Raw genomic sequence first — 23346 nt, forward strand, 5'->3', positions numbered from 1 at the left:
GATGAAGGGAGAGTGGGGATTCAGTCGCGGCCGGGGAGCCGGTGGACGCTCGTGCCGCGCGCGTCGACCAGCAGCAGCGAGCCGTCCGGGACGGGCGTCCAGCCCGGCTCGTCGTCGTACGGTTCGGAGGCCACCACCGTCCCGAGGTCCGGCAGGGTCCGGTGGTGCAGGGTGTCGCCCCAGGTGGTCGCGGCGATCGCGGTGCCGTCGGCGAGCAGCAGGTTGAGCCGCCCGGTCGTGTGCGCGGCGACGTCCGCGACGGTGCCCGCCAGCGCCTCGCCGAGCCCGGCGCCTGCCCGCAGCCGGTGCAGGGTCAGGGCCCAGAGCAGGGCCGAGTCGGTGCGGGCCTCCAGCTCCAGCAGCTCGGCCGGCGGGAGCAGCGCGGCCAGGGCGTCCAGCTTGCCCGGCCAGCCGGCCACCGCGCCGTTGTGGCTGAACAGCCAGCGTTCGGCGCCGAACGGCGCGGCCGCGCTCTCGCCCGCCGCGCAGCCCTCGGTCGCCGAGCGCACCGCGGCCAGCAGTGCCCGGGTGCGGACCACCCGGGCCAGGTCGGCGAAGGTCGCGTCGGCCCAGATCGGCCCGGTGCGGCGGTAGCGGGCGGGCACCTCGTCGCCGTCCGCGTACCAGCCGAGGCCGAAGCCGTCCACGTTGACCGTGCCGTACCGCTGCGTCCGGGGCGCCCAGGACTGTCGGTGCAGCCCGTACGGCGGGTGTACCAGCACGTCCTGCGGTGCCACCGGCTCGCCCAGGTAGGCGAGGTGACGGCACATCAGGCGCACTCCAGGTCGCGTGCGGTGCGGAATCCGGCGAAGATCTGCCGGCGGACCGGGTAGTCCCAGTTGCGGAACGTCCCCCGGCAGGCGACCGGCGCCACCGCGAAGCAGCCGCCGCGCAGCACCTTGTACTCGGGGCCGAAGAAGACCTCCGAGTACTCCTGGTACGGCCAGGCGTGGAAGCCCGGGTAGGGGCGGAAGTCGCTGGCCGTCCACTCCCACACGTCGCCGATCAACTGCCGTACGCCGTAGGGGGACCGGCCCTCCGGGTAGCTGCCGGCCCCGGCCGGGCGCAGATGGCGCTGGCCGAGGTTGGCGTGCTCGGGCCCGGGGGCCGCGTCGCCCCAGGGGTAGCGGCGGGAGCGCCCGGTGACCGGATCGTGCCGGGCCGCCTTCTCCCACTCCGCCTCGGTCGGCAGCCGCCGCCCGGCCCACCGGGCGTACGCGTCGGCCTCGTACCAACTGACGTGCAGCACCGGCTCGTCGGGCTCGACCGGTTCGACGGCGCCGAAGCGGCGGCGCAGCCATGCGCCGTCCCGGTACTGCCAGAACAGCGGGGCGGTCAGGTCGGCGCGCTGCCGGTGCGCCCAGCCCTCCGTCGTCCACCAGCGCGGATCGTCGTAGCCGCCGTCCGCGATGAAGCGCTGGTAGGCGGCGTTGGTGACCGGTGTGGTGTCCAGCAGGAAGTCCGGCAGGTCGACGGTGTGCGCCGGGCGCTCGTTGTCCAGCGCCCACGGCTCGGTGTCCGTCCCCATGGTGAACGGCCCCGCGGGGATGAGGATCTCGGCGGGCAGCCCGGCCGCGTCGGCCGGTGCCGGGGGCGGCGGGGGAGCGGCCAGGGCCGGCTCGCCGGTCCGCAGCTGATGGGTGATCAGCATGGTTTCGTCGTGCTGCTGCTCGTGCTGCGCGATCATCCCGAACGCGAAGCCGGCCGTCAGCAGCGGCGCGCCCTCCAGCGGACTGGCGGCGAGCATGTCCAGCACCCGGCCGCGCACCTCGTGCGAGTAGGCGCGGGCCTCGTCGGGCGGCAGCAGCGGCAGGCCGGGGCGCTCGGACCGGGGGTGCTGGAAGGCGTCGTACAGCCCGTCGATCTCCGGGCGCATCGGCTCCCGGCCGCCGACGTTGCGCAGCAGCCAGAGCTCCTCCTGGTTGCCGATGTGCGCGAGGTCCCAGACCAGCGGGGACATCAACGGGGAGTGCTGGGCGGTCAGGTCGCGGTCCTCGACGCAGTCGGTCAGCGCGGCGGTCCGGGCGCGGGCGGCCAGCAGCTCGGCGGCGATGGTCTCGCGCAGGTCCTCGATGCCGCGGGCGGCCTCGATGCCGCGGGCCGTACCGGCCCTGCGGGCCGCCTCCGTGGCGGCGGCCGTCCCTGAGGCGCGGGCCGCGCCGGATCCCTCGGCGGGGGCTGCGATCGGGCCGTTCGGTCGGACGTCGGTCATGGTGCGGCCTCCTCCGTGGGAGTGCGTCGGGTGCCGGAGCGCAGGGCGTCCAGCTGGTCGTCGGCCGGACAGCGGCCGCGCGCGGGGTAGCGCTCGGCGAACTCGGCGACGGCGGTGCGCAGCCACCCGGCGCCGGGCAGGCGGCCCAGCGCGGCGTCGGCGGCGGCGAAGCAGGCGAGGGTGGCGCGGCGCAGTTCGCGGTCGGCGACCGCCAGGGTGGCGGCGCGGCGCCAGGCGTCGCTGCGCGGCGGCCGCGGACCGCCGGACCGGTCCGCCCGGTCGGAGGAGTCCAGCGGCTCCAGCGCGGCCAGCGCGGTGTCGGCGGCCACCGGGTCGTCCAGCAGCGCGGTGACCAGCGCGGCGACCACCATCCAGCCGTCCCCGGGCTGGGCGTCGATCATCCGCAGCTCCAGGTGGCCGCGGGGGCGCACCGGCGGGAAGAGGGTGGTGCGGTGGTAGTCCAGGTCGGCGAGCGTGGGCGGGCGTTCGCCCGCGCCGCGGATCCAGTCGCGGAAGCTCACCCCGGGCGGGGCCGTCCACGGCAGCCCCTCCGGCCGTTGCACGCACAGCACTTCGGCGTCCAGCACGTACTGCGCCCAGGCCTCGCGCGGGTCGCCGTGGTCCGGCTCCGGGGCCAGCGTGCGGGTCGGGTCCATCCGGGACCAGACGGTCTGCCGGGTCGACCGGTGGCCGGTCGGCCTGCCGTCCAGCAGCGGGGAGTTGGCGAAGGCGGCGACCAGCACCGGGCCCAGCCGGTGGACCAGCTGCCAGCGGCGTTCCACCGCGTGCGGGCCGTCCGCCTCGCCGGCGTCCAGGCACACCTGCACCGACGCGGTACCGGTCATCATGATCCGGCCCCAGGGCCCGGCGGAGTCGAAGAAGCGCTCCATCGCGAGGTAGCGGGGGTGGTCCAGCACCATCCGGCGGGGGCGGGCGAGCGGGTCCGTCCCGGTGCCGGTGAGTCGCAGGCCCTGTGCCGCGAAGGCGGCCCGCAGGGCGGTCAGATCACGTCGGGTGCCGTCGACGCAGGCCAGGAGGCCGATGGCGGGCGGGGAGCTGAGCTCGACCTGTCCGCCGGGTTCGAGCGTGAGGCGCGAACCGGAGGGGAGCGAGGTGCCGTCGGTGCCGCCGAGGGGCAGCGACTCCAGCGCGGCGTGGAGCAGTTCCGGCCGTACGGGCCGGGTGGGACATCGATCGTCATGGACGAACCACTCGACCTCGACACCCACCAGTCGAGGCGGTCCGATCTTGAAACAGACGCCCGACACGTGGCTGCGCGCCCCCGATTCGGTCAGCGGGGTCACCCCCGTCGGGGGTGGTGGCGTGCTCTGCCGGTGGGGCGGAGTGGTGCGGGATGTCGGTATCACCGGACTCACCATCCTCGGGATCACGATTGCGGCCCGGTCTACCTTGCCCAGTCTGCTACGGAGCATGCGGGGGCGCTTCGCAAAAATCGTGTGAACGTTCGTTTCTGCAGGTCAGGGGCATGGCGAACGGGTGATGGAGGGGAGTTCGGCAGGCTGTGCGCGGGCGCTCACCCGGGGTGCGTGACCCCGGCACATGCCCGGGTCACCGGAGGCCGGCGCCCGCCGCGCCCGGCCGCCCGAGCAGCGCCAGCCGGGCGAGGACGACATCCAGGACCGGGCCCGGCAGGGCGTAGTTCAACCGCAGCGAACCGTGGCCGCCGGGGCCGAAGTCGGTACCGTCGGAGGCCTCCAGGCCGCAGCGCTCCAGCAGCGCCCGGCGGGCGGCCGGAACCGGCAGCCCGAGGGCGGCGGCGTCCAGCCAGAGCAGGTAGGACGCCTGCGGGGCCGAGCGGACGGCCGGCCCGAGCACGCCGGTGAGCCGGGTACGGGCGGCGGCGAGGTGGGCGAGCAGCGCGTCCAGCCACGGGCCGCCCTCGCACAGCGCCGCCCACTGCACGGTCTGCTCCAACAGGCCGCCCTCCCACAGGCCGTAGCCGGCCAGGGCGTCCGCGAACCGGCCGCGCAGCGCGGGGTCCGGGACCAGGGCGAAACTGCTGGGGATCCCCGAACAGTTGAAGGTCTTGCCGACCGAGTTGAGCGTGACGGCGAGGTGCCGGTGCGCCGGGTCGACGGTGGTGACGGCGACCGGGTGGACGTGACCGGGATGGGTGAGGTCGCCGTGCACCTCGTCCGAGACCAGCAGCGCGCCCGCCTCCGCGGCCCGACCGGCCAGGGCGCGCAGCTGGTCGGCGGGCCAGACCCGGGCGGACGGGTTGTGCGGGCTGCTGAGCAGGACGGCGGCGACGGGGCCGGGGAACGGCCCGGGCGGGAGCCGCGGGCCGTCCGGGCCGGCGGCCAGGGGCAGCTCCCGGTACCCGATGCGCGCCGCGCGGCAGAGCTGGGCGAAGCCGCCCCACTCGGGCGTCGGGAACAGGACGGGCGCCGCCGTCCCCCCGGCGTCCGGCCGTTCGGCCCCCCGTACGACGGTCTCCAACAGGACGCGCAGGGCGGTGCGGGGGCCACAGGGCAGCAGCAGGACCCAGTCCGGATCGACTTTGACGCCGTGCCGGGCGCGGTACCAGTCGGCCACCAGCGAGCGGCCGGCCGGATCGCACACCGTGTAGCCGTACGCGCGGTGGCCGGCGCGCCGGCGCAGGGCCTCGGCGATGGCGGGCGGGCCGGGGAGGTCCATGTCGGCGAGGCCCATCGGGATCACCCCGGGGACGCCGTCCGTGCGGGCCCACTTGCTGCTTCCCGTGCCGGTGCGGTCGAAGGGGGCGTCGAAGCCGAAGTCCGGGGCGAAGCCGGAGCCGGTCGGGCCGGAGCCCGGGGAGCCGGTGGGGCCGGTGGGCGCGGCGGGCGTGTCGGGCGTGTCGGGCGTGTCGGGCGTCGGGGTCATGGGCGGGCCTCCGGTGCGTCGGGACGCTCCGGCCACGCTAGCCCCGGTGGGGCCGTCGCGTCCCACGGTTCGGGCACGGGTGGGCGGATCACCCGGCGGCCCGTAGGCTGCCCGGCGGCTCGCGGCCCCGGAGGCGCGCGGGCGCACACACGGGGACGTACGGGGGCGTACGGGAACGTACGGGGACGTACGCAGACGCACGGGGAGAGGGGCTGCGGGATGGCGGCGACGGCACGGGGGGCGGTCGGTGAGCAGGACGAACAGGGCGAGGAGTTCACGCTGTTCGTGGCGCGGCGGGTGGAGCCGGGCTTCGAGGAGGCCTTCGAGCTGTGGGCGAAGAACATCCTCGCCGCGGCCACGGAGCACGCGGGCAACCTCGGCACCGGTCTGCTCCGCCCGTCCGGGCCGGACGACCCCTGGCACCTGCTGCTGCACTTCCGCGACGCCGAGGCCTTCCGCTCCTGGCAGACCTCCCCGGTGCGGGCGGCCTGCTTCGCCAGGGCGGACGGCCACCACCACGAGGTCCACCGGCACGAGATCCACGGGATGGAGGGCTGGTTCGCCACCACCCCGGGTGCCGCACAGCGCCGCCCGCCGGTGCGCTGGAAGATGGCGGTGGCCTCGACCGTCGCCATCGCGCCCCTGGTCGTGGTCTCCGCGGTCGTGCTCGGGCCGCACCTGACGGGCCTGCCGGTGGCCGTCCGGCCGCTGGTCACCGCGCCGCTGATCAGCGTGCTGATGACGTACGCGGCGCTGCCGGTGGTGACGCGGGCGCTGCGGCGGTGGCTGTTCCGGGAGGCGAAGGGCTGAGGCGCCGGGCCGCCGGCGGGTGACGGAGGCCCGGTGACGCGGGCGACGGCGGCCGCGAACGGACACCGGCGAACAGCCGACAGATGACAGCTGACAGATTTCGAAAGCTGTCAGCTGTCATCTGTTCGCTGAAAGTCGTCGGCTGACCTTCGTCATCCGTCAGCCGTGTCCCTCCGTCGCGCCGCCCGCCAGGTACGCCGCCAGCCCGCGCCGCCCCCGGCGCATCATCACCGCGTGGTTGGCCCGGAACACCGGGTGCAGCGGCAGGGCCAGGCGGCGCAGCAGCGCCTTCCCCGGCCGGGTGTCCTCCTCGAACAGCACCCGGGTGCCCGCCCGGCCCTCACCCGCACCCCCGCCGGCCGGGGCCTCCGGGGTCTCCGGGGCGACGGTGAACCGCGACCAGCCGTCGAGGTCACCCCGCATCGCGACCTCCAGTACCCCGGTCGCCGGGTCGCGTCGACGTGCCTCCAGGCCGATCACCAGCCGGTACGGCAGCAGGGCGCGCACCACCATCTCCCCGGAGTCCTCCCCGGTCCGCCGGGCGTCGAGGATCTCGGGCCACCAGCGGGGGTAGTTCCCGACGTCCTCCAGCGCCGCGAACACGGCCGGTGCCGGTGCCGCGAGCCGCCAAACGCCCTGGAAACGGTAGTGGTTGGGGTCCACGGCCCCACCCTAGCCCCGCGTCGGGCCTCCCGGACCCGTTCCGGCCCGTACCGCTACCCCGGCCCGCACCGCCACCCCTGCCCCGGCTCGCACCGCCACCCCCGGCGTCGCCGCTACTCCGGTTCGGCCAGGGCGAAGGCGGTGTTGACCAGCGCCACGTGGCTGAACGCCTGTGGCGTGTTGCCGAGTTGGCGGCGGGCGTACGGGTCCCACTCCTCGGAGAGCAGCCCGAGGTCGTTGGCGAGCCCGACCACCCGCGCGAACAGGGCGCGTGCCTCGTCCGTCCGCCCGGTCGCGGCGAGCGCGTCGGCGAGCCAGAACGAGCAGGCCAGGAAGGCGCCTTCGCCGCCCGGCAGCCCGTCGCCGTTCGTCCCGGCCCGGTAGCGGCGTACCAGCCCGCCGTGGTCGAGCCCGTCCCGGACGGCGTCCACGGTGCGCACCACCCGGGGGTCGTCCGGCGGCAGGAAGCCGCTCTTGACCACGAACAGGGTGGCCGCGTCCAGCCCCCGCCCGCCGTAGTGCTGGACGAACACGCCGCGTTTCCGGTCGTAGCCGTTCTCGCAGACGTCGGCGTGGACGGCGTCGCGCAGCGCCCGCCAGCGGTCGACCGGCGCGGGCAGTCCGGTGGTCTCGGCGAGCCGTACGGCGCGGTCTGCGGCGACCCAGCACATCACCTTGGAGTGGACGAAGTGCCGCCGTCCGCCGCGCACTTCCCACAGTCCTTCGTCCGGCTCGCGCCAGTGCTGTTCGAGGTGGTCCATCAGCGAGCGCAGCAGCGTCCAGACGTGCCGCTCCATCGGCAGTCCCGCCAGCAGTGCGAGGTGGAGGGTGTCCACCACCTCGCCGTAGACGTCGAGTTGGAGCTGGTCGACGGCGGCGTTGCCGAAGCGGACCGGCCGCGAGCCCTCGTACCCGGGCAGCCAGCCGGCGACGGTCTCGCCGAGCACCCGCTCCCCGGCGACCCCGTACACGGCCTGGACGTGGCGGGGGCCTCCGGCGATGGCACGCAGCAGCCAGCGGCACCAGGCGGCGGCCTCCTCCCGGAACCCCCCGCGCAGCAGGGCGGAGAGGGTCATCGAGGAGTCGCGCAGCCAGCAGAAGCGGTAGTCCCAGTTGCGCGTGCCGCCGATCCGCTCCGGCAGGGAGGAGGTGGCGGCCGCGACGATCCCGCCGGTGGGGGCGTAGGCGAGCGCCTTGAGGGTGAGCAGCGACCGCAGGACGGCGGTGCGCCACTCGCCCCGGTACCGGCAGCCGGACGCCCAGTGCTGCCACCGGTCGAGCGTGGCGAGCAGCGCCTGTTCGGGGTCGGTGCGCGGGGCGGAGGTCAGGTGGGAGGGCTGCCAGGTGAGGACGAACGGGACGCGCAGTCCGGCGGTGACGGTGAACTCGGAGACGGTGACGCCGTCCAGTCCGTAGGTGTGGACCCCGGGGGGCACCCGCAGCCAGGCGGAGTCGGGTCCGGCGACGGCGACCCGGTGGTGCGCGGTGCGCCGGACCCACGGGTCGATCCGGCCGTAGTTGAAGCGCAGTCGCAGGGCGCCGCGCATCGGGACGGTGCCGTCGAGGCCCTCGACGATCCGGATCAGCTGGGGGTCGCGCTGCCCGCCCCGGCCGCGCTGCGGCATGAAGTCCGTGATCCGCACCCGTCCGTCGGGGGCCTGCCACTCGCTCTCCAGGACGAGGGTGTCGCCCCGGTAGCGGCGGGCGTGGCACTCGGCGGAGCCGGCCGGGGCGATCCGCCAGGAGCCGTGGTCCCGGTCGCCGAGCAGTCCGGCGAAGCAGCTGGGGGAGTCGAAGCGGGGCAGGCAGAGCCAGTCGACCGATCCGTCCCGGCCTACGAGGGCGGCGGTCTGCAGGTCGCCGATGAGGGCGTAGTCCTCGATGCCTCCGGTCATCACGCCCATTGTGGGGCGCATCCCCGGTACCCCGCACCGCAGGAGGGGGTGTCGGGGAGGCCCGGAGGCCCCGGGAGCCGGGCACTCCGCTTGCACCCGTTCGGGGTGCGGAGGAGGATCTTCTGTGCTTGTAGTCTCAGCTGTCACAGCAGTGCCCTCGTGGCACTGCCTCCCCGCAACCGGAGTGAAGGAGTCACAGGCATGCGGCGACCGAGCTGGGTACCGGAGGGTACGGACCTGGACAAACCGAACGCCGCGCGGGTCTACGACTACTACCTCGGGGGCTCGCACAACTTCGAGGTCGACCGGGAGATGGCCCGCAAGGCGCTGGCGCTGTGGCCGGAGCTGCCGCAGATCATGCGCTCCAACCGCGCCTTCCTGCGCCGCGCGGTGACCTTCCTCGCCGAGCAGGGCGTCACCCGCTTCCTCGACATCGGCTCCGGGATCCCGACCTTCGGCGCGGTGCACGAGATCGCCCGCGCGATCCGGCCCGAGGCGAAGGTCGTCTACGTGGACCGCGACCCGGTCGCCGTCGCGCACAGCCGCCTGCTGCTCCAGGACGACCGGGCCAGCGCCGTCGTGCAGGCCGACCTGCGCGACGTCGACGACCTGCTGGCCCGCCCCGAGGTGGCCGAGCTGCTGGCGGAGGGCGAGCCGGTGGCCGTGCTGCTGGTGGCCGTCGCGCACTTCGTGAGCGACGACGAGGACCCGTGGAAGCTGGTCGGCGTGATCCGCGACGCCCTCCCGCCCGGCAGCGCGCTGGTGCTCTCGCACGCTTCCCTGGAGGGCCGCCCGGACCAGGCGGAGGACCACCAGAAGCTCTACCGGATGACGCCGACCCCGCTGACCATGCGCACCCGTGCGCAGATCACCGCGATGTTCGCCGGCTTCGAGCTGGTCGAGCCGGGCGTGGTCTACCTGCCGCAGTGGCGCCCCGATCAGCCGGAGTCGGTCGGCGAGCACCCCGAGCGGATGACCGGGGTGGCGGGCGTGGGGTTCCGCCCTTGAGCGGACGCGACGGACGACGCACCGACGGCCGCCCGCCCCGCGCGGCGGCCGCCGGGAGCAGACCGCTGGGCACGGGCCGGCGCGCGGCACCGACCGCGCCCGCCACGCCCCGGCCGGACGGCGTCTTCCGGACGGTGGTCAGGCCCCGGCCGGACGGCGCCTCGCGGCCGGACGGTGGACCCGGGGCGCGCCGATGAACACCGTCCCGGCACCCGGCGGCGCCGACCGGTTCCACGAGGACTGGGCCCGGCTGCTCTCGGCCGACCACGGCATCGCCGTCCACCCCGACCTGCTCAACCGGCTGGTCGCCCGCACCGCCGCGCTGCTGCACCGCGCCCAGGAGGGCGAGCCCTTCGAGCCGCGGCTGGCCACCCAGGCCGGGGCCGAACTGGTCGACGCGCACTTCACCGACCCGGTGCTGCTGGCCCGGGCCGTCGAACTGCTCCAGGCGCAGCGGCTCGGGGACGGCCGCGGCCCCGTCCTGACCGGCGCCTTCGCGGCCGGCTGGGCCGCCGCCCTGCGCGAGCGCACGCTGCGCGAGCAGGAGGCGATCCGCACCGCCGCCGACACTGCCCGCAAGGAGGCCGAACGGGCGCTGCGCGCCTCCGAGGCCCGGTTCCGCGCACTGTTCGAGAGCGCCGCGATCGGCATCGGCATCGGCGACACCGACGGCAACATCATGGCCGTCAACAAGGCGCTGCAGGAGCTGTTCGGCGCGGGCCCCGCGGACATGATCGGCCGCCGGGTCGGCGACCTCGTGCACCCCGAGGACACCCCGGGCGTGTGGGAGGCGTACGAGGAGCTGATCAGCGGCAAGCGCGAGTACTTCCAGTTCGACAAGCCGTACTACCGCCAGGACGGCGAGGTGGTCTGGACCCATCTGACCGTCTCGCTGATCCGTGACGACGACGGCACCCCGCAGTACCAGGTGGCGATGCTGGAGGACGTCACCGACCGCTACCGGCTCCAGGAGCGGCTGCGTCACCAGGCGACCCACGACCCGCTGACCGGGCTGCCCAACCGCGCGGCCTTCTTCGAGCGGCTGGAGAAGCTGTTCGAGGACCCGGAGCCGGGTGCCCGCTTCGGCCTCTGCTACGTCGACCTCGACGGCTTCAAGGTGGTCAACGACAGCCTCGGCCACGACATGGGCGACCAGTTGCTGTCCGCGGTCGCCGCCCGGCTGAAGGCCGCCCTGACGCCGCTCGGCCACCTGGTGGCCAGGCTCGGCGGCGACGAGTTCGTCGTCCTGCTGGAGAAGTGCCGGGGCGAGCAGGAGGCGGTGGCCGCCGCGAAGTCCGTGCTCAAGGCGCTGGCCGGGCCGGTGCTGATCGGTGACCACAAGCTCGCCGTGGGGGCCAGCGTCGGCGTGCTGGAGCGGCGGGTGTCCACCACGACTCCGGGCGCCGCCGTCCGCGCCGCCGACCTCACGCTGTACCGCGCCAAGGAGGCCGGCCGCGGCCGCTGGACGCTGTTCGACCCCAAGGAGAACGCCCGCGCGGTCAGCCGCTACGCGGTGTCGGTGCGGATGCCCGCCGCCCTCGACCGCGGCGAGTTCTTCATCGACTACCAGCCGCTGTACCGCCTCGCCGACGGCCGGCTGGCCGCCGTGGAGGCGCTGGTGCGCTGGCGCCACCCGCAGCTCGGCGTGCTCGGCCCGGACGAGTTCGTCACCACCGCCGAGGAGACCGGGCTGATCATGCCGCTCGGCCGCTGGGTGCTGGAGCAGGCGTGCGGTCAGGCCGCGGACTGGATCAAGCGGTTCGGCGACGCGGCGCCGCAGCTCAACGTCAACCTGGCGGTCCGTCAGGCCCGCAGCGCCGGGCTGGTGTCCGACCTCGCCCGGATCCTGGACGGCACCGGACTCGACCCCGCCCGGCTGCAGTTGGAGATCACCGAGTCGACCGTGGTCGGGCCCGAGGACGAGGCGCTGCGCACCCTGCACGGGCTGGTCGACCTCGGGGTGTCGCTGGCCGTCGACGACTTCGGCACCGGCTGGTCCAACCTGGCCTATCTGCGCGACCTGCCGGTCTCCGGCCTGAAGATCGCCGGGTCCTTCGTGGGCGACCTGCACGAACCGGGGAAGGACGAGTCCACCGGGTGGCGGATCGTCAGCGGGCTGGTGTCGATGGCGCACGCGCTCGGGCTGAACGTCACTGCCGAGGGCGTGGAGACCGCCAGGGATGCCGAGCGGCTGCGGACCATCGGCTGCGACTGGGCGCAGGGCTGGCACTTCGGCCGCCCGGTGCGGCCGAACGAGATCGCCCGGCGGATCGTGGAGGAGCCGAAGGGTCGTCCGGTCGAGGGCTGAGGTCCTCCTGGCCCTGCCGCGGGCCCGCCTGGATCCACCCGGGCCTTCCCGCGGCCTTCCCGGGCCCGGGTGACCCCGGGCGGCCCCGAGTTCCCGATCCCCGGGGTGCCTGCGGCGGCCCGGGTGGGCCGCCCCGGCCTCCAGGCGCCCGAACGCGACGGCGCTCAGCAGTCCCGTCGGGGCGCCACACCGCCAAAATTTCACTGATTGTCACCAAAAGTAGCGACAAAAGCGGGCAGAAGCCCCTTGACGTGACTGTCAGTACCGGCGGAGGATGGGGTCCTGGCCACCTTTCACTCGAGGGTGTGGGAGGAGCATTCGGCCAGTTCGCACGATCGGCGCCTCCGGGCGCCGGGAGCACCGCGGCGGTGCGCACCCCCTTCGGCCGTCACAGCGCTCTCCATCGTCAGCCCTTGGGTTCCGCCCCCGGGCTTCCTCACCGGGCTCGACCCGCGCGTATCCGCCCGCACCGGTCGCCCGTTCACCGGACAGCAGGGGCCGCGCCGCCGGCGCCCGCCCGCCGCCTCCCTCCGAGAGGCCGCTCAGATGAGCATTCTCATGCCCCCCAACGCACACTCCCGCCCTGCCCGGAGCCCCGGCTCCGAGCCCGATCAGACCGGCCCGGGCTGCCGGGCACCCGACGCCCCGCCCGACGGGTCGACCGGCGCCCCGGCGGACGCCGAAGCCGACGGGCCACCCGGCCACTCACCGGAGGCGGCCGTCCGCCCGGCTCCTTCCCCGGCCCCCGCGCCGGCCGCCGCCTCCGCCGCCCCGGCCGTCCCAGTCGTCGCGCCGACCGCCCTCCCCGTCGTGTCCGCCGCGCCCGCGCCCGCCCCCTCGGTCGACGGCCGGGCCGCGCAGGGCCACCCGAACCGGCGCGCCGACGACCAGAAGCGGCGGGCCGAGGACCGCACCGGCCGCCGCCGTACGGACCGCCCGATGCGCCGCGCCGGTGACGGCGTCGTCACCACCCATACGGTCAGCCTGGTGATCCCGGCCCACAACGAGGCCCGCAACATCCCCTGGGTGTTCGAACAGATCCCCCGCTGCGTCGACGAGGTCATCCTGGTCGACGGCGCGTCCAGCGACGCCACCCTCCCGATGGCCCAGTACTGCCTGCCGACGGTCCGCAGCGTCCAACAGCGCGGCGCCGGCAAGGGCAACGCCCTGCGCACCGGGTTCGCCGCCGCGACCGGCGAGTACATCGTCATGATGGACGCCGACGGCTCCATGTGGCCCGGCGAGATCCCGCACTTCCTGCACTTCCTGGACAACGGGTTCGACTTCGTCAAGGGCTCGCGCTGCATCGCCGGCGGCGGCTCACTCGACTTCACCCGGATCCGCTCGCTCGGCAACCGGGCCCTGCTCGCCGTCGTCAACAGACTGTACGACGCGCGCCTCACCGACCTGTGCTACGGCTACTGCGCCTTCCGCCGCTCCTTCCTGGACGCGCTCGACCTGCGCTCGACCGGCTTCGAGATCGAGGCCGAGATGACCGCGCACGCGCTGCGCTCCGGGCTGCGGATCGCCGAAGTGCCGAGCCTGGAACTCCCCCGCCGCAGCGGTCGCTCGCACCTCCACGCCGTCTCCGACGGCCGCCGGGTGCTGAGGACCCTGATCGCCGAGCGTCCCGGCGCCCGGTCCCCGGCGAACGCCCCCGCGGGGGAGCACTGATGAATGGCACCGACCGGCGCACCGAAGCAGCCTGCCCGCGCCCCGCCGCTCGAAACTCGCTCCACACCCCCATCCGCGTCGTCGACCTGGACCTGGACGAACCGAGCGGGCTGCGCTCGCCCGGCGGTCTCGGTGCTGCCGCCCCGGACGGACGCGTGTTGGCGTTGGTGCGGCTGCACGGACACCCGCTCGGGCTGGTCACGGCCACCGGGGCAGCCGGCCAGAGCGCCGCGTTGCGTCGGGCGCTGGTCGACGCCGCTCACCGGGAACTTCGCGTTCCCGCCCTGTCCACCGCGACACCCGCGGCGCGTCCCGGTCGGGTCGGCCGCGCCCGGGTGCCCGCGGACCCGGTCACGGTCAGCGTGGTCGTCGCCACTCACAACCGGGCGGGCCTGCTGCGACCGTGCCTCGACTCCCTGCTGCGGAACGGCTATCCGCGGTTCGAGGTCATCGTCGTGGACAACGCCCCTGCCGACGACACCGCCGAACGCCTGGTCCGTGACCGGTACCGGGGCCGGGTCCGCTACCTGCGCGAGCCGGTGGCGGGCCTGGCCCGGGCCCACAACACGGGGCTCGCCGCCGCCCGCGGCGAGATCACCGCCTTCACCGACGACGACACCCTCGCCGACCCCGGCTGGATCGCCGCCCTCGCCCAGACCTTCGCCGAGGACGGGCGGATCGGGTGCGTCACCGGCCTGATCCTGCCCGCCGAGCTCGACACCCCGGCCCAGGCCGCCCTCGAATGCCACGGCGGCTTCGCCAAGGGCTTCGCCGCCCGGACCTGGACCCTCGCCGACGGGCCCGCCGACCCGCTCTTCCCCTTCGCCGCGGGACGCTTCGGCTCCGGCGCCAACATGGCCTTCCGCACCGCCCCGCTGCGCGCCCTCGGCGGCTTCGACCCCGCCACCGGCACCGGCACCCCCGCCCGCGGCGGCGACGACCTGCTCTCCTTCTTCCGCATCCTGGTCGCCGGCCACGCCCTCGCCTACGCGCCGGACGCCATCGTCTGGCACCGCCACCGGCGCACCATGGACGCCGTTCCCGCCCAGGCCTTCGGCTACGGCGCCGGCTTCGGCGCCTACCTCGCCGCCGCCCTGCACCACGAACCCGCCATGCTGCCCGCCCTGTTGCGCCGCCTCCCCGGCGGCATCCGGTACGCGGTCCGCCGCGCACGCACCCGGCCGGACCCGGGCGCGGCGGGCCGCCGCCCCGGCAGGCGGCTGGCCCGGCTCGAACTCCAGGGCCTGGTCTACGGGCCGCTCGGCTACGCGCGCAGCCTGCGCAGTGCCCGGGCCGCGAGCCGGACGGCGAGGTGAACGGCCCGTGTCCGCGCGCGCCGTGCCCGCCGTCGCGCCCGCCGGAGGCCGTCCCGCGTGCTCCTGCCCGCTGCCGCTGCCCTGCGAGTGCTCGTACCCGGCCCTGCTGCGGGCCCGGGTGCGCGCCGCGACCGCCGGTGAGCCGCTGCTGCGCAACGGGCACGTACTGACCGCCAGTTCGGTCCTCACGGCAGGGTTCGGCGCGGTCTTCTGGATGCTCGCCACCCGCTGGTACGGCGCGGAGTTCGTCGGGCTCAGCTACGCCGTGCTCACGGCCGCGACGCTGATCTCCGAGATCGGCCAGCTCAACCTCGCCGACGTGCTGATCCGCTTCGTGCCCGCGGCCGGCCAGGGCACCCGGACCCTGCTGATCCGCTGCTACCTGATCGCCACGGCCGCCAACGTGGTGGTCGGGAGCCTCTTCCTCGTCCTCGTCCCGGTGGTCGCACCGGACCTCGGCTTCCTGCGCAGCCCGCCGGTCGCCCTCGCCTTCCTCGCGATGACCGCGGGCTACACGCTGTTCGTCCTCCAGGACGGTGCGCTGACCGGCCTGCGCCGGCCGGGCTGGGTGCTCGGCGAGAACGCCCTGTTCGCCGTCGCGAAGATCGTGCTGCTGGCCGGCCTGGCGGGTTGGGCGCTGCACGCCGGGATCCTGATCTCCTGGGCCGGAGCCCTGCTGGTCGCCCTGGTCACCGCCAACACGGTGCTCTTCCGCCGGATCCTGCCCGCCCGGGCCCCCGGCCGCAGCGCCACGAGCGCCGTGCCGCGGCTCGCCCGCTACGCCACCGCGGACTACCTCGGCGCCCTGCTGCGGCTGACCGCGGCGACCGTCGTCCCGCTGGTCGTCCTGGACACCCTCGGGCCGGAGCAGATCGCCTACTACTCGCTCGCCTGGGTGATCGCCTACACCTTCTACCTCGTCGGGCTCAACATGGGCAGTTCGCTCATCGTCGAGTCCGCCGGGGCGCCCGGCCGGCTGGCCGAGCACGGCCGCCGGGTGCTGCGGCACGCCGGGGCCCTGGTCGTGGCCGGCGTGCTCGTCACCGTCGTGGCCGCGCCGTGGCTGCTGTCGCTGTTCGGCTCCGACTACGCCGACCACGGCACCGCCCTGCTGCGGCTCCTGGCCCTGTCCGCCGTGCCGCACCTGGTGCTCAGCGTCGCCGTCGACACCGCCCGGGCCCGGCAGCGACTGGGCCCGATCATCGCTCTGCAGGGGGCCTACTGCGTCCTCGTGCTCGGTCTGACGGTCTGGCTGCTGCCGCTGTTCGGCCTCGTCGGCGTCGGTCTGGCCTGGCTGATCGCCGCCACCGTCCTCGCCGTGCCGCTGCTGTGCGCCCTGCCGCGGTGGCTCCCGACAACCGAACGGAGTCGGCCGTGAACACCCCGGGCCTGTCCGTCATCGTGTGCGCCTACACGCTCGACCGCTGGGCCGACCTGTGCGAGGCGATCGACTCCCTGCGCGCCCAGCGGCAACCGCCCGAGGAGGTCGTCCTGGTCGTCGACCACTGCCCGGACCTCGCGCGCCGGGCCGCGGCGGCGTTCCCCGACGTGCGGGTCCTCACCAACCGGGAGCGGCGCGGCCTGTCCGGCGCACGCAACACCGGGGTGCGCGCCGCCCGCCACGAGGTGGTCGCCTTCCTCGACGACGACGCGGCCGCCGAACCCGACTGGACGGTCCGCCTGTGCGCGCCCTACCGGGACCCGGACGTGTACGGCGTCGGGGGCCTGGTGGTGGCCCGCTGGGAGGCCGGCACCCGGCCGGACTGGTTCCCGCCCGAGTTCGACTGGGTGGTCGGCTGCTCCTACCGCGGGCTGCCCGTCCACCGCAGCCCGGTGCGGAACTTCATCGGCGCGAACATGTCCTTCCGCCGCCGCGAGGCGCTCGCCGTCGGCGGCTTCCGCACCGACCTGGGCCGCGTCGGCACCCGCCCCCTCGGCTGCGAGGAGACCGAGTTCTGCCTCCGCCTCGCCGAGCGCCACCCCCGGGCCGTGCTGCTGCACGAACCGGCCGCCGTCGTCCACCACCACGTGCCGCCGGGCCGGGCCGCCTTCGCCTACTTCCGTTCCCGCTGCTACGCCGAGGGCTGGTCCAAGGCCGCGGTGGCCCGCCACCGCGGGGCCGGCGCCGCCCTCGCCAGCGAACGGAGCTACCTGCGTTCGACCGTGCCGCTCGCGCTCGTCGGCTGCCTGCGCCCCGGCGGCGGCGGACCGCGACGCGCGGGCGCACTGGTCGCCGGAGTGGCGCTCACCGTGGCCGGGTACGCGCTCGGCCGCGTCCGGGCACTCGTGCCGCGGTCCGGCGGGTCCGGGTCCGGGTCCGGGTCCGGCGGGCCCGGTGGGGCCGGGACGGCTGCGCCCGGCACGGCACCCCGGGCCGGGCGCGCCCCCTCGGCCGTGCCGTCCGGGTCCACCGCGTCGGCCGTGACGTCGGCGTCCACCGCGTCGGCCGTGACGTCGGCGTCCACCGCGTCGGCCGTGCCGTCGGCGTCCACCGCGTCGGCCGTGCCGTCCGGATCCGTCGCACCGGCCGCCGGAGAGGCGCCGGGACGACCCGGAGGCGGGCCGTGACACCGGTCGTCCCGGTGCTCCTGTACCACTCGGTCAGCGACGACCCGCCCGAGTGGATCGCCCCTTTCGCCGTCACGCCGAGGGTCTTCACCGAGCACCTCGACCGGCTCGCCGCGGCCGGCCGGATGGTGGTCCCGCTGCACCGCCTGGTCACCGCCCTGCGCGGCGGACCGGCGATGCCGGACCACTGCGCGGTGCTCACCTTCGACGACGGCTTCGCCGACTTCTACTGGACCGTGGCCCCCCTGCTCGGCGAACGCGACCTGCCCGCCACCCTGTTCGTCACGACCGGGGCCCTGCACACCCCCGGCCACTCCGCCGAGGGCAGCCTGCTGCCGCCCGCCGAGATGCTCAGCTGGCGCCAGCTCGCCAACCTCGACGCGCTCGGCATCGAGATCGGCGGACACTCCCGCACCCACCCCCAGCTCGACACCGTCTCCCGGCGGCGGCTGCGCGAGGAGGTGGGGGGCTGCAAGGAGCAGTTGGAGGACCTGCTGGGCCACTCGGTCGACTCCTTCGCCTACCCGCACGGCTACTCCAGCCCGGCCGTGCGCCACTGCGTCCAGGAGGCCGGCTGGACCAGCGCCTGCGCCGTCGCCGACGCCTTCAGCTCCTCGGCCGACGAACCGCTGCGGATCGCCCGGCTGATGGTGCGCCGGGACACCCCGCGCCGGCTGTTCGGCCAGTGGGTCGAGGGCACCGGCGCACCCGTCTCCCCGTTCCCGGAACGCCTGCGCACCAAGGGCTGGCGCGCCTACCGCAGGCTGCGGGCCGGCCTCGGCAGCCCGGCCGGCGGGCCGCCCGCCGGTCCCTGACCCGCCGGTTCCTGACCCGCAGTTCCCGACCCGCCGGTTCCCGAGCGGGGTCAGCGCTGCCGGGGCGGGGGATCAGTGCTGCCAGACCCGGACCCAGTCCACCGTCATGCGGGCCGAGTCGACGTTCTGCGGCGGTGCACTCGGGTACCCGACGGCCAGGTCGAGCAGCACCTCCATCGGCACGTGCGGGATCTTCTCCGGCTCCGTCACCCGGTAGCGCTGCACGCCGTCGACGTACCAGGTGAGCGAGTCGCTCTCCCAGTCGAGCGCGAACACGTGGTAGTCCGCCGGGAAGTCCTGCGGGCCGTAGCGCTCCCACTGGTCCTTGTCCTCGCCGTTCGGCCCGGTGAAGTGCACGGTCATCTGGACGTACTGGGTGGTGGAGATGAACTCCGCGACGTCGACCTCCGGCGGGGTGGTACGGGATTCGGGCAGGAGCCAGAACGCGGGGAACATGCCCTCCTCGGGGGGAATGCGCACGGCGGCGGCGAAGTACCCGTAGGTGAAGGTGTGCCGGGGCTGCGCGTTCCAGGAGTCCCGCCCGGTGGAGACCATGCCGGAGGTCCACGGGTAGGTCTTGCCGTCGCTGCCCTTGGTGGCCGACCGGTTCGCGGTCAGCGTCAGCCTGCCGTCGTCCACCGTGGCCTGTTGCGGGCGGTACCACTCCAGCTCGTGGTTGCCGGCGTTGGTGCAACCGTCAAGGTTCCAGTCGTAGCAGGTGGTCCAGTTCGAGCGGTTGAGCCGGTCGCCGTCGAACACGTCCTGGAAGGCCAGGTGCCAGGAACCGGGGGCATTGCCCGCACCGGCGCTCCCCGGGGCCGACGGTGACGCGGCGCCGCCCCCGCCGCCCGCTGTGCACCCGGCGACCAGCAGCAGACCCGCCAGCGCGGCCCCGCTCGCCCCGCGCCGCCGTCGCCGGTCGGCGCGCCGGGCGGCGCCCGCCCCGCGACCGTCCGCCCTGTCGTCGTTCTCCTCCCCACCGTTCTCCGCCCCGCCGTCGTTGGTCCCGCCGTCGTTCTCCCCGCCGTCGCCCTTCTCCCCGGCCTCGTCCGGCTCCGGGGCACGCGGGTCGCCGCCCGGGGGTGGAGCGTTCGGACCTCGGCCGCGGGGGAGGCACAGCGGCAGTGCCAGCAGCGTGGTGGCGCCGGCCACCGCGGCCAGCGCCCAGCCGCTGATGAACCCGCCGGTCAGGAAGAAGGCCACGGTGATCACCGTGTCGATGGCCAGGCTCAGGGCCACCACCATCACCCAGGACTCCAGTCGCCCCATCGGCGCGCCGCTCGCGGCCAGCCGCGGCCGGGCCGACCGTACGGCCGCCAGCCCCGGGCAGCAGAGCAGGAACACGGTGGCCACGGCCACCCGGACGGGGTTGGCGTCGGCCAGCGCGAAGACGGCGAGCGCCACCCAGCCGGAGGCGGCCAGGGCCCAGCCGAGCCGGAAGTCGGTGGTGGACGGGTTGCTGTTCACGGGCCGCCTCCCGGCCGGAGGGAGGACTGCGCGGGCGGCTGGCCGACCGGTGCGGCGGCCGGTGCGGCGGATGGGGTGACCTGGCCGGGCAGCGGGTTGGGGATGAACCGGTAGACCACGGCGTCGGCGTTCCGGTAGACGAGTTCGAAGCCCGGGGTCCGGGAGACCGCGTCGGACAGCCGGTCCACCGTGTCCGCCGGCAGCACGCCGGTCAGCGAGGTCTCGGCGGTCTGCGCCCGGTTCAGGATCAGGTACGCGGGTACCCCCGGATGGGTGAAGCTGACCGCGGCCTCCAGCCCGTCCAGCGGATCCTTCGTCAACAGCTTCCGGGTCGGTTCGCTCGTCTCGGCCAGCCGCACCTGGGGGTGGTCCTCGTAGTGGCCGTAGATCCCCGGCACGCTCCCGGTCACGGACACCACCACCGAGTACGGTGGCGCCGCCGCGAACAGCTGCTGCGTCGCAGCGACCTCGGCGCCGGTGTACCGGTTCATCCGCTCCTTGCTGTCGTAGCCGAAGAACAGCCCGCCCAGCAGGGCCAGCAGCAGGACCAGCGAGCAGGCCGAGCGCAGCCGTGGCCGCGGCGTGGGCCGCAGGACGAGCGCGGCCACCAGGAACGCGGTGGCGGGCAGCGCGAACAGGTAGGTGCGGAAGAGCATCTCGCCGCCGTAGCTGTTGGCAGCCAGCAGCGGCAGCGGGGCCAGCGCGAGCCAGGGCACCGGGGTGCGCCGGACCCAGGGGCGGCGGATGACGGCGATCACCGCCAGCAGGACCACGGTGGCCGACAGCCCCCGGTCGATCCAGTCGACCATCATCTGGTCCGCCGAGGCGATCCCGAGGTTGGCGAACCCGGAGGTGATGTTGGAGTCCGGCGTGGTGAGCGCCCGGACGAACTGGCCGAGGTTGGCGGCCAGGTACGGCCGTGCCACCGTGGCATCCCACACCGCCGTCATCGCGACCGCGGCCAGCAGTGGGGGCAGGACCACCCTGCGGTTGCGGCGCGGCACCGCCAGTACGGCCAGCGAGCTGATCAGCATCAGCGGGGTGAGCTGGTGCGAGCAGACGATCGCGGCCTCCAGCACCAGGACCATCGGCAGCCGCAGCGGCCCCCACCCGCCGGCCGCGCCGCTGCCCGCCGCGGGCGCCGCGGACCGGTGAGCCCCGCCCGGCGGCGCCCGGCCTGGCGCGCGCGCGACGTTCCGGTCGGGCAGCCGACGGACCACCGAGGCGATCACCGTGACGTACAGCACCAGCGCGAAGGCCTGTGGGGAGAAGTAGTCCTGGCCCACCCAGGAACAGGAGAAGTAGATCCAGACGGCGCCCCACACCAGCGTCCGGTCGGAGCTGATCGTCCGGTAGAGCAGCAGCAGTGGGGCGAGCAGCAGCGCGTTGAACAGCGGGGGTCCCCAGCTCGCGTACCCGAGCGCCGAGTGCAGGCCGGTGACCCGCAGCAGCAGGCCGTTCAGGACGAAGAACCCGGGCCACTGGTTGTACGGGTCCAGCAGGCCGGCGTGCGGCACCGCCCCGCCGTGGCGCAGCATCGCCTCGATCACCGCGACGTGCTTCCAGGCCCAGGAGTAGCGCAGGTTGGCGTAGAGAAGGGTCGGCGTGGCGTGGACGACCGCGATCAGGGCCAGGACGTAGGCGGCGAGCCACCACTGGCGGAGTCTGCGGATCCGCAGGGCGAGCACGAAGCCGGCGGTCAGCAGGCCCGCCGCGACCCAGTACAGGACGGGGAGCACCTGCAGCAGGCCGAGGTCGCCCATCCGGTCCAGGTCGACGCTGCGCAGTGACAGCAGCCACAGCAACAGCGAGACCGGTAGCAGGGCGCGTGCCGTCAGCGCGGGCAGCCGCGCCGTCCACCCGGGGCGGCGGTGCGTCGTCCCGTCGGACGGGCGGGTCCGGGACGCCGACAGCGGCGTCACGACCGGGTCGCCGGCCATGTGGCTGCCTCCTCCAGGAGCGGGGTCACGTTGCGGGTCACCCACCAGTGGCTGCGCGCGTAGCGGGGGGCCTTGGTCACGTTCGACACGATGTGCCACAGCCAGGTCAGCAGCGGCAGCACGGCGCCGTCCGGGGGTCCGGCCGGGCCGTCCCGGCGCAGGTCCACCAGGTCGGCGCGGGTGCGGTCGAGCAGGGCGAGGTCCGGTCCGGGCAGTGCGCCGCGGCGCACCATCTCCCGTACGGTGCTGCCGAGCTGGCGGCGCTCGCGGCGGCAGGTCAGGGCGATCACGAAGGTGTAGGCGTCGATGGCGCAGGGGCCGTCCGGCCGGGCGCCGCCCCAGTCGATCACGCCGGTGACCCGGCCGGTCGGCTCGTCGAGCAGCACGTTCCCGGGGTGGAAGTCGCCGTGGGTCCAGGCGACGGTGGTCTCGGCGCCGGCCAGTCCGGCGCGCAGCCGGGCGCGCACGCGCGCCAGCCCGACGGCGCCGGTCCCGGTGCGGCACCAGGGGATGCCGGCGCGGAGCGCGTCCAGCGGCTCGTCGACCCAGGCCACCAGCCGGCCGGTGGCGGTCTCGGTGCGCCCGGTGGCCCGGTGCAGTCCGGCGATGGTGGTGAGCGCGTGCTCGGCGACGGTCCGGTCCGGGCCCGGGCCGGTGGGCAGCAGCCGGTCGGCGGTGGTGCCGGGCAGCCAGGTCTCGGTGATCAGCGGCAGCGGGCCGGTCAGGGCCCGGCGGACGGGTGCGGGGACGAGGGCGCGCCAGCTGCCGAGCCGCTCGTCGGCGGCGAGCGCCTCCAGCACCCGCCACTCGTGGTCGAGCGAGGTGACGGCCGGGCCGGTGCGGGCGTGCTTGACCGCCAGCCGGTCCCGGCCCGGGGCGTCGAGGGAGAGCACCAGGACGTCGGTCAGCCCGGGGGGCCCGGGCCGCAGCGTGTGGGTGCCGTCCAGTTCCAGTCGGCGGGCGATCCGGCGGGCCTTCAGCCGGTCGGCCGGGCCGTAGACCAGCAGCGGACGGCGCAGCGGCAGCAGGGCCCGCGGGGAGAGCGGCAGCCGGGCGGGCCGCCGCCGCAGCGGCGCGTACCGGTGGAGGGCGGGCGGCAGCAGGGACCGGACCCGGGTGCCGTGCGGCCCGGGGGTGCGGTCCGGCCTCTGCGCCGCCGGGCTCATCTGCCCGGGCCCCGGTGGGTCGGTGCGGCCGCCACGCTGCGCGCGGCCTGTCCGGCGAGCCGGGCGAGGCGCAGCGGCGCACCCGCCCGGCCGGCCTCCGGGACCGCGAGGAGGGCCAGCAGCGCGCGGGCGTCGGCGGGCGGCCGCGGCGCCCGGCAGCGCGAGCAGCCGCCCGGGCGGTGCCCGATCAGCCGCCCCACGGCGTCGGCGAGCCCGGCCTGGTAGGCGTGGCGGGCCACCGGGACGCCGGCCACCCTGACCGGCGGTTCGGCGTTCGCCGGGGCGGCGGCGGTCGCGGCCCAGCCGAGCAGGTCCACGTCGGCGACGCCGTCGCCCACGGCCAGGGCGGGCGGGCCGTCGGCGCCGAGCCGGGCCAGCAGGGCGCGGGTCCCGGCGAGCTTCCCGGTGCCGTGCGGGACGAAGTCGGTCTGGGCCCGGCCCGGGACGGTGGTGAAGAGCTCGCCGAACGGCGCCTCGCGGAGGAGGGCGGCGACGGTCTCCGGGGCCAGGGCGCGGCGTCGGCCGTCCCGCGGCGCGCGGACGGAGGCGCGGACGCACCAGCGGGCGAGCGGGTCGGGGGGGGGGGGGGGGGGGCCGGGGGCCCGCCCGCCCCCCCCCCCCCCCCCCCCCCCCCCCCCG

The 23346-nt window shown here is 75.6% G+C and carries 18 protein-coding genes; 8 read left to right on the forward strand and 10 right to left on the reverse strand.

Translation table 11 applies throughout. The features are described from left to right. Window positions 1–20: 20 nt before the first annotated feature. The 4 genes from egtC to ACFV0O_RS17405 all read right to left on the reverse strand — a co-directional run bounded on the left by egtC (window position 21) and on the right by ACFV0O_RS17405 (window position 5077). A complete protein-coding gene (gene egtC / locus ACFV0O_RS17390; RefSeq protein ID WP_380342220.1) occupies window positions 21–770 on the reverse strand; it encodes an ergothioneine biosynthesis protein EgtC in 750 nt (249 codons plus the stop codon). After that, entirely contained in the window at window positions 770–2212 is a 1443-nt protein-coding gene (gene egtB, locus ACFV0O_RS17395; RefSeq protein ID WP_380342223.1) for an ergothioneine biosynthesis protein EgtB, read from the reverse strand. The genes egtC and egtB overlap by 1 nt, the downstream gene beginning before the upstream one ends. Then, window positions 2209–3441 carry an ergothioneine biosynthesis glutamate--cysteine ligase EgtA gene (gene egtA / locus ACFV0O_RS17400; RefSeq protein ID WP_380342226.1) on the reverse strand — a complete coding sequence of 411 codons (1233 nt, stop codon included), beginning with the start codon at window positions 3439–3441 and terminating at the stop codon, window positions 2209–2211. The genes egtB and egtA overlap by 4 nt, the downstream gene beginning before the upstream one ends. 340 nt (window positions 3442–3781) lie before the next feature. Then, window positions 3782–5077 carry an aminotransferase class I/II-fold pyridoxal phosphate-dependent enzyme gene (locus tag ACFV0O_RS17405; RefSeq protein ID WP_380342229.1) on the reverse strand — a complete coding sequence of 432 codons (1296 nt, stop codon included), beginning with the start codon at window positions 5075–5077 and terminating at the stop codon, window positions 3782–3784. A gap of 219 nt (window positions 5078–5296) precedes the next feature. Between ACFV0O_RS17405 and ACFV0O_RS17410 the strand changes: the two genes are divergently transcribed. Beyond that, window positions 5297–5887 (forward strand): antibiotic biosynthesis monooxygenase, encoded by a 591-nt coding sequence (locus ACFV0O_RS17410; protein WP_380342231.1) that lies wholly within the window; start codon window positions 5297–5299, stop codon window positions 5885–5887. Window positions 5888–6046: 159 nt separating this feature from the next. Here the strand turns inward: ACFV0O_RS17410 and ACFV0O_RS17415 are convergent, their stop codons facing one another. Together ACFV0O_RS17415 and ACFV0O_RS17420 are read right to left on the reverse strand one after the other, a co-directional pair. Further along, complete coding sequence (locus ACFV0O_RS17415; protein WP_380342234.1) at window positions 6047–6550, reverse strand: SRPBCC family protein; 504 nt, start codon at window positions 6548–6550, stop codon at window positions 6047–6049. Between the two features lie 113 nt (window positions 6551–6663). Beyond that, window positions 6664–8445, reverse strand: coding sequence for a glycoside hydrolase family 15 protein (locus ACFV0O_RS17420; RefSeq protein ID WP_380342237.1), 1782 nt, complete (start codon window positions 8443–8445; stop codon window positions 6664–6666). 201 nt (window positions 8446–8646) lie between these two features. On the opposite strand from ACFV0O_RS17420, the gene ACFV0O_RS17425 reads away from it, so the two are divergent. The 7 genes from ACFV0O_RS17425 to ACFV0O_RS17455 all read left to right on the forward strand — a co-directional run bounded on the left by ACFV0O_RS17425 (window position 8647) and on the right by ACFV0O_RS17455 (window position 18134). Continuing rightward, window positions 8647–9453: an SAM-dependent methyltransferase gene (locus ACFV0O_RS17425; RefSeq protein WP_380342240.1), complete on the forward strand. Its 807-nt coding sequence runs from the start codon at window positions 8647–8649 to the stop codon at window positions 9451–9453. Window positions 9454–9646: 193 nt separating this feature from the next. Beyond that, window positions 9647–11761, forward strand: a complete 2115-nt coding sequence (locus ACFV0O_RS17430) for a putative bifunctional diguanylate cyclase/phosphodiesterase (RefSeq protein WP_380342243.1) — start codon at window positions 9647–9649, stop codon at window positions 11759–11761. Between the two features lie 558 nt (window positions 11762–12319). Further along, window positions 12320–13435: a glycosyltransferase gene (locus ACFV0O_RS17435; protein WP_380342245.1), complete on the forward strand. Its 1116-nt coding sequence runs from the start codon at window positions 12320–12322 to the stop codon at window positions 13433–13435. Continuing rightward, window positions 13435–14751 carry a glycosyltransferase gene (locus ACFV0O_RS17440; protein ID WP_380342248.1) on the forward strand — a complete coding sequence of 439 codons (1317 nt, stop codon included), beginning with the start codon at window positions 13435–13437 and terminating at the stop codon, window positions 14749–14751. Before ACFV0O_RS17435 ends, ACFV0O_RS17440 begins: the two co-directional genes overlap by 1 nt. Before the next feature lie 7 nt (window positions 14752–14758). After that, entirely contained in the window at window positions 14759–16129 is a 1371-nt protein-coding gene (locus ACFV0O_RS17445) for a lipopolysaccharide biosynthesis protein (protein ID WP_380342251.1), read from the forward strand. Beyond that, window positions 16126–17319, forward strand: coding sequence for a glycosyltransferase (locus ACFV0O_RS17450; protein ID WP_380342253.1), 1194 nt, complete (start codon window positions 16126–16128; stop codon window positions 17317–17319). The genes ACFV0O_RS17445 and ACFV0O_RS17450 overlap by 4 nt, the downstream gene beginning before the upstream one ends. Next, window positions 17316–18134 carry a polysaccharide deacetylase family protein gene (locus ACFV0O_RS17455; protein WP_380342256.1) on the forward strand — a complete coding sequence of 273 codons (819 nt, stop codon included), beginning with the start codon at window positions 17316–17318 and terminating at the stop codon, window positions 18132–18134. Before ACFV0O_RS17450 ends, ACFV0O_RS17455 begins: the two co-directional genes overlap by 4 nt. 72 nt (window positions 18135–18206) lie before the next feature. Here the strand turns inward: ACFV0O_RS17455 and ACFV0O_RS17460 are convergent, their stop codons facing one another. From ACFV0O_RS17460 to ACFV0O_RS17475, 4 genes are all read right to left on the reverse strand, one after another. Next, a complete protein-coding gene (locus ACFV0O_RS17460) occupies window positions 18207–19601 on the reverse strand; it encodes a family 16 glycosylhydrolase (protein WP_380342259.1) in 1395 nt (464 codons plus the stop codon). Then, window positions 19598–21541, reverse strand: a complete 1944-nt coding sequence (locus ACFV0O_RS17465) for a glycosyltransferase (RefSeq protein ID WP_380342261.1) — start codon at window positions 21539–21541, stop codon at window positions 19598–19600. Before ACFV0O_RS17465 ends, ACFV0O_RS17460 begins: the two co-directional genes overlap by 4 nt. After that, a complete protein-coding gene (locus ACFV0O_RS17470) occupies window positions 21520–22707 on the reverse strand; it encodes a phosphotransferase family protein (protein ID WP_380342264.1) in 1188 nt (395 codons plus the stop codon). Before ACFV0O_RS17470 ends, ACFV0O_RS17465 begins: the two co-directional genes overlap by 22 nt. Further along, window positions 22704–23346: HAD hydrolase family protein (locus ACFV0O_RS17475; protein WP_380342266.1), on the reverse strand; the 643-nt coding region annotated here is incomplete at its 5' end. The genes ACFV0O_RS17470 and ACFV0O_RS17475, both read right to left, overlap by 4 nt.

Source organism: Kitasatospora sp. NPDC059577 (assembly GCF_042735475.1).
Lineage (GTDB): Bacteria > Actinomycetota > Actinomycetes > Streptomycetales > Streptomycetaceae > Kitasatospora.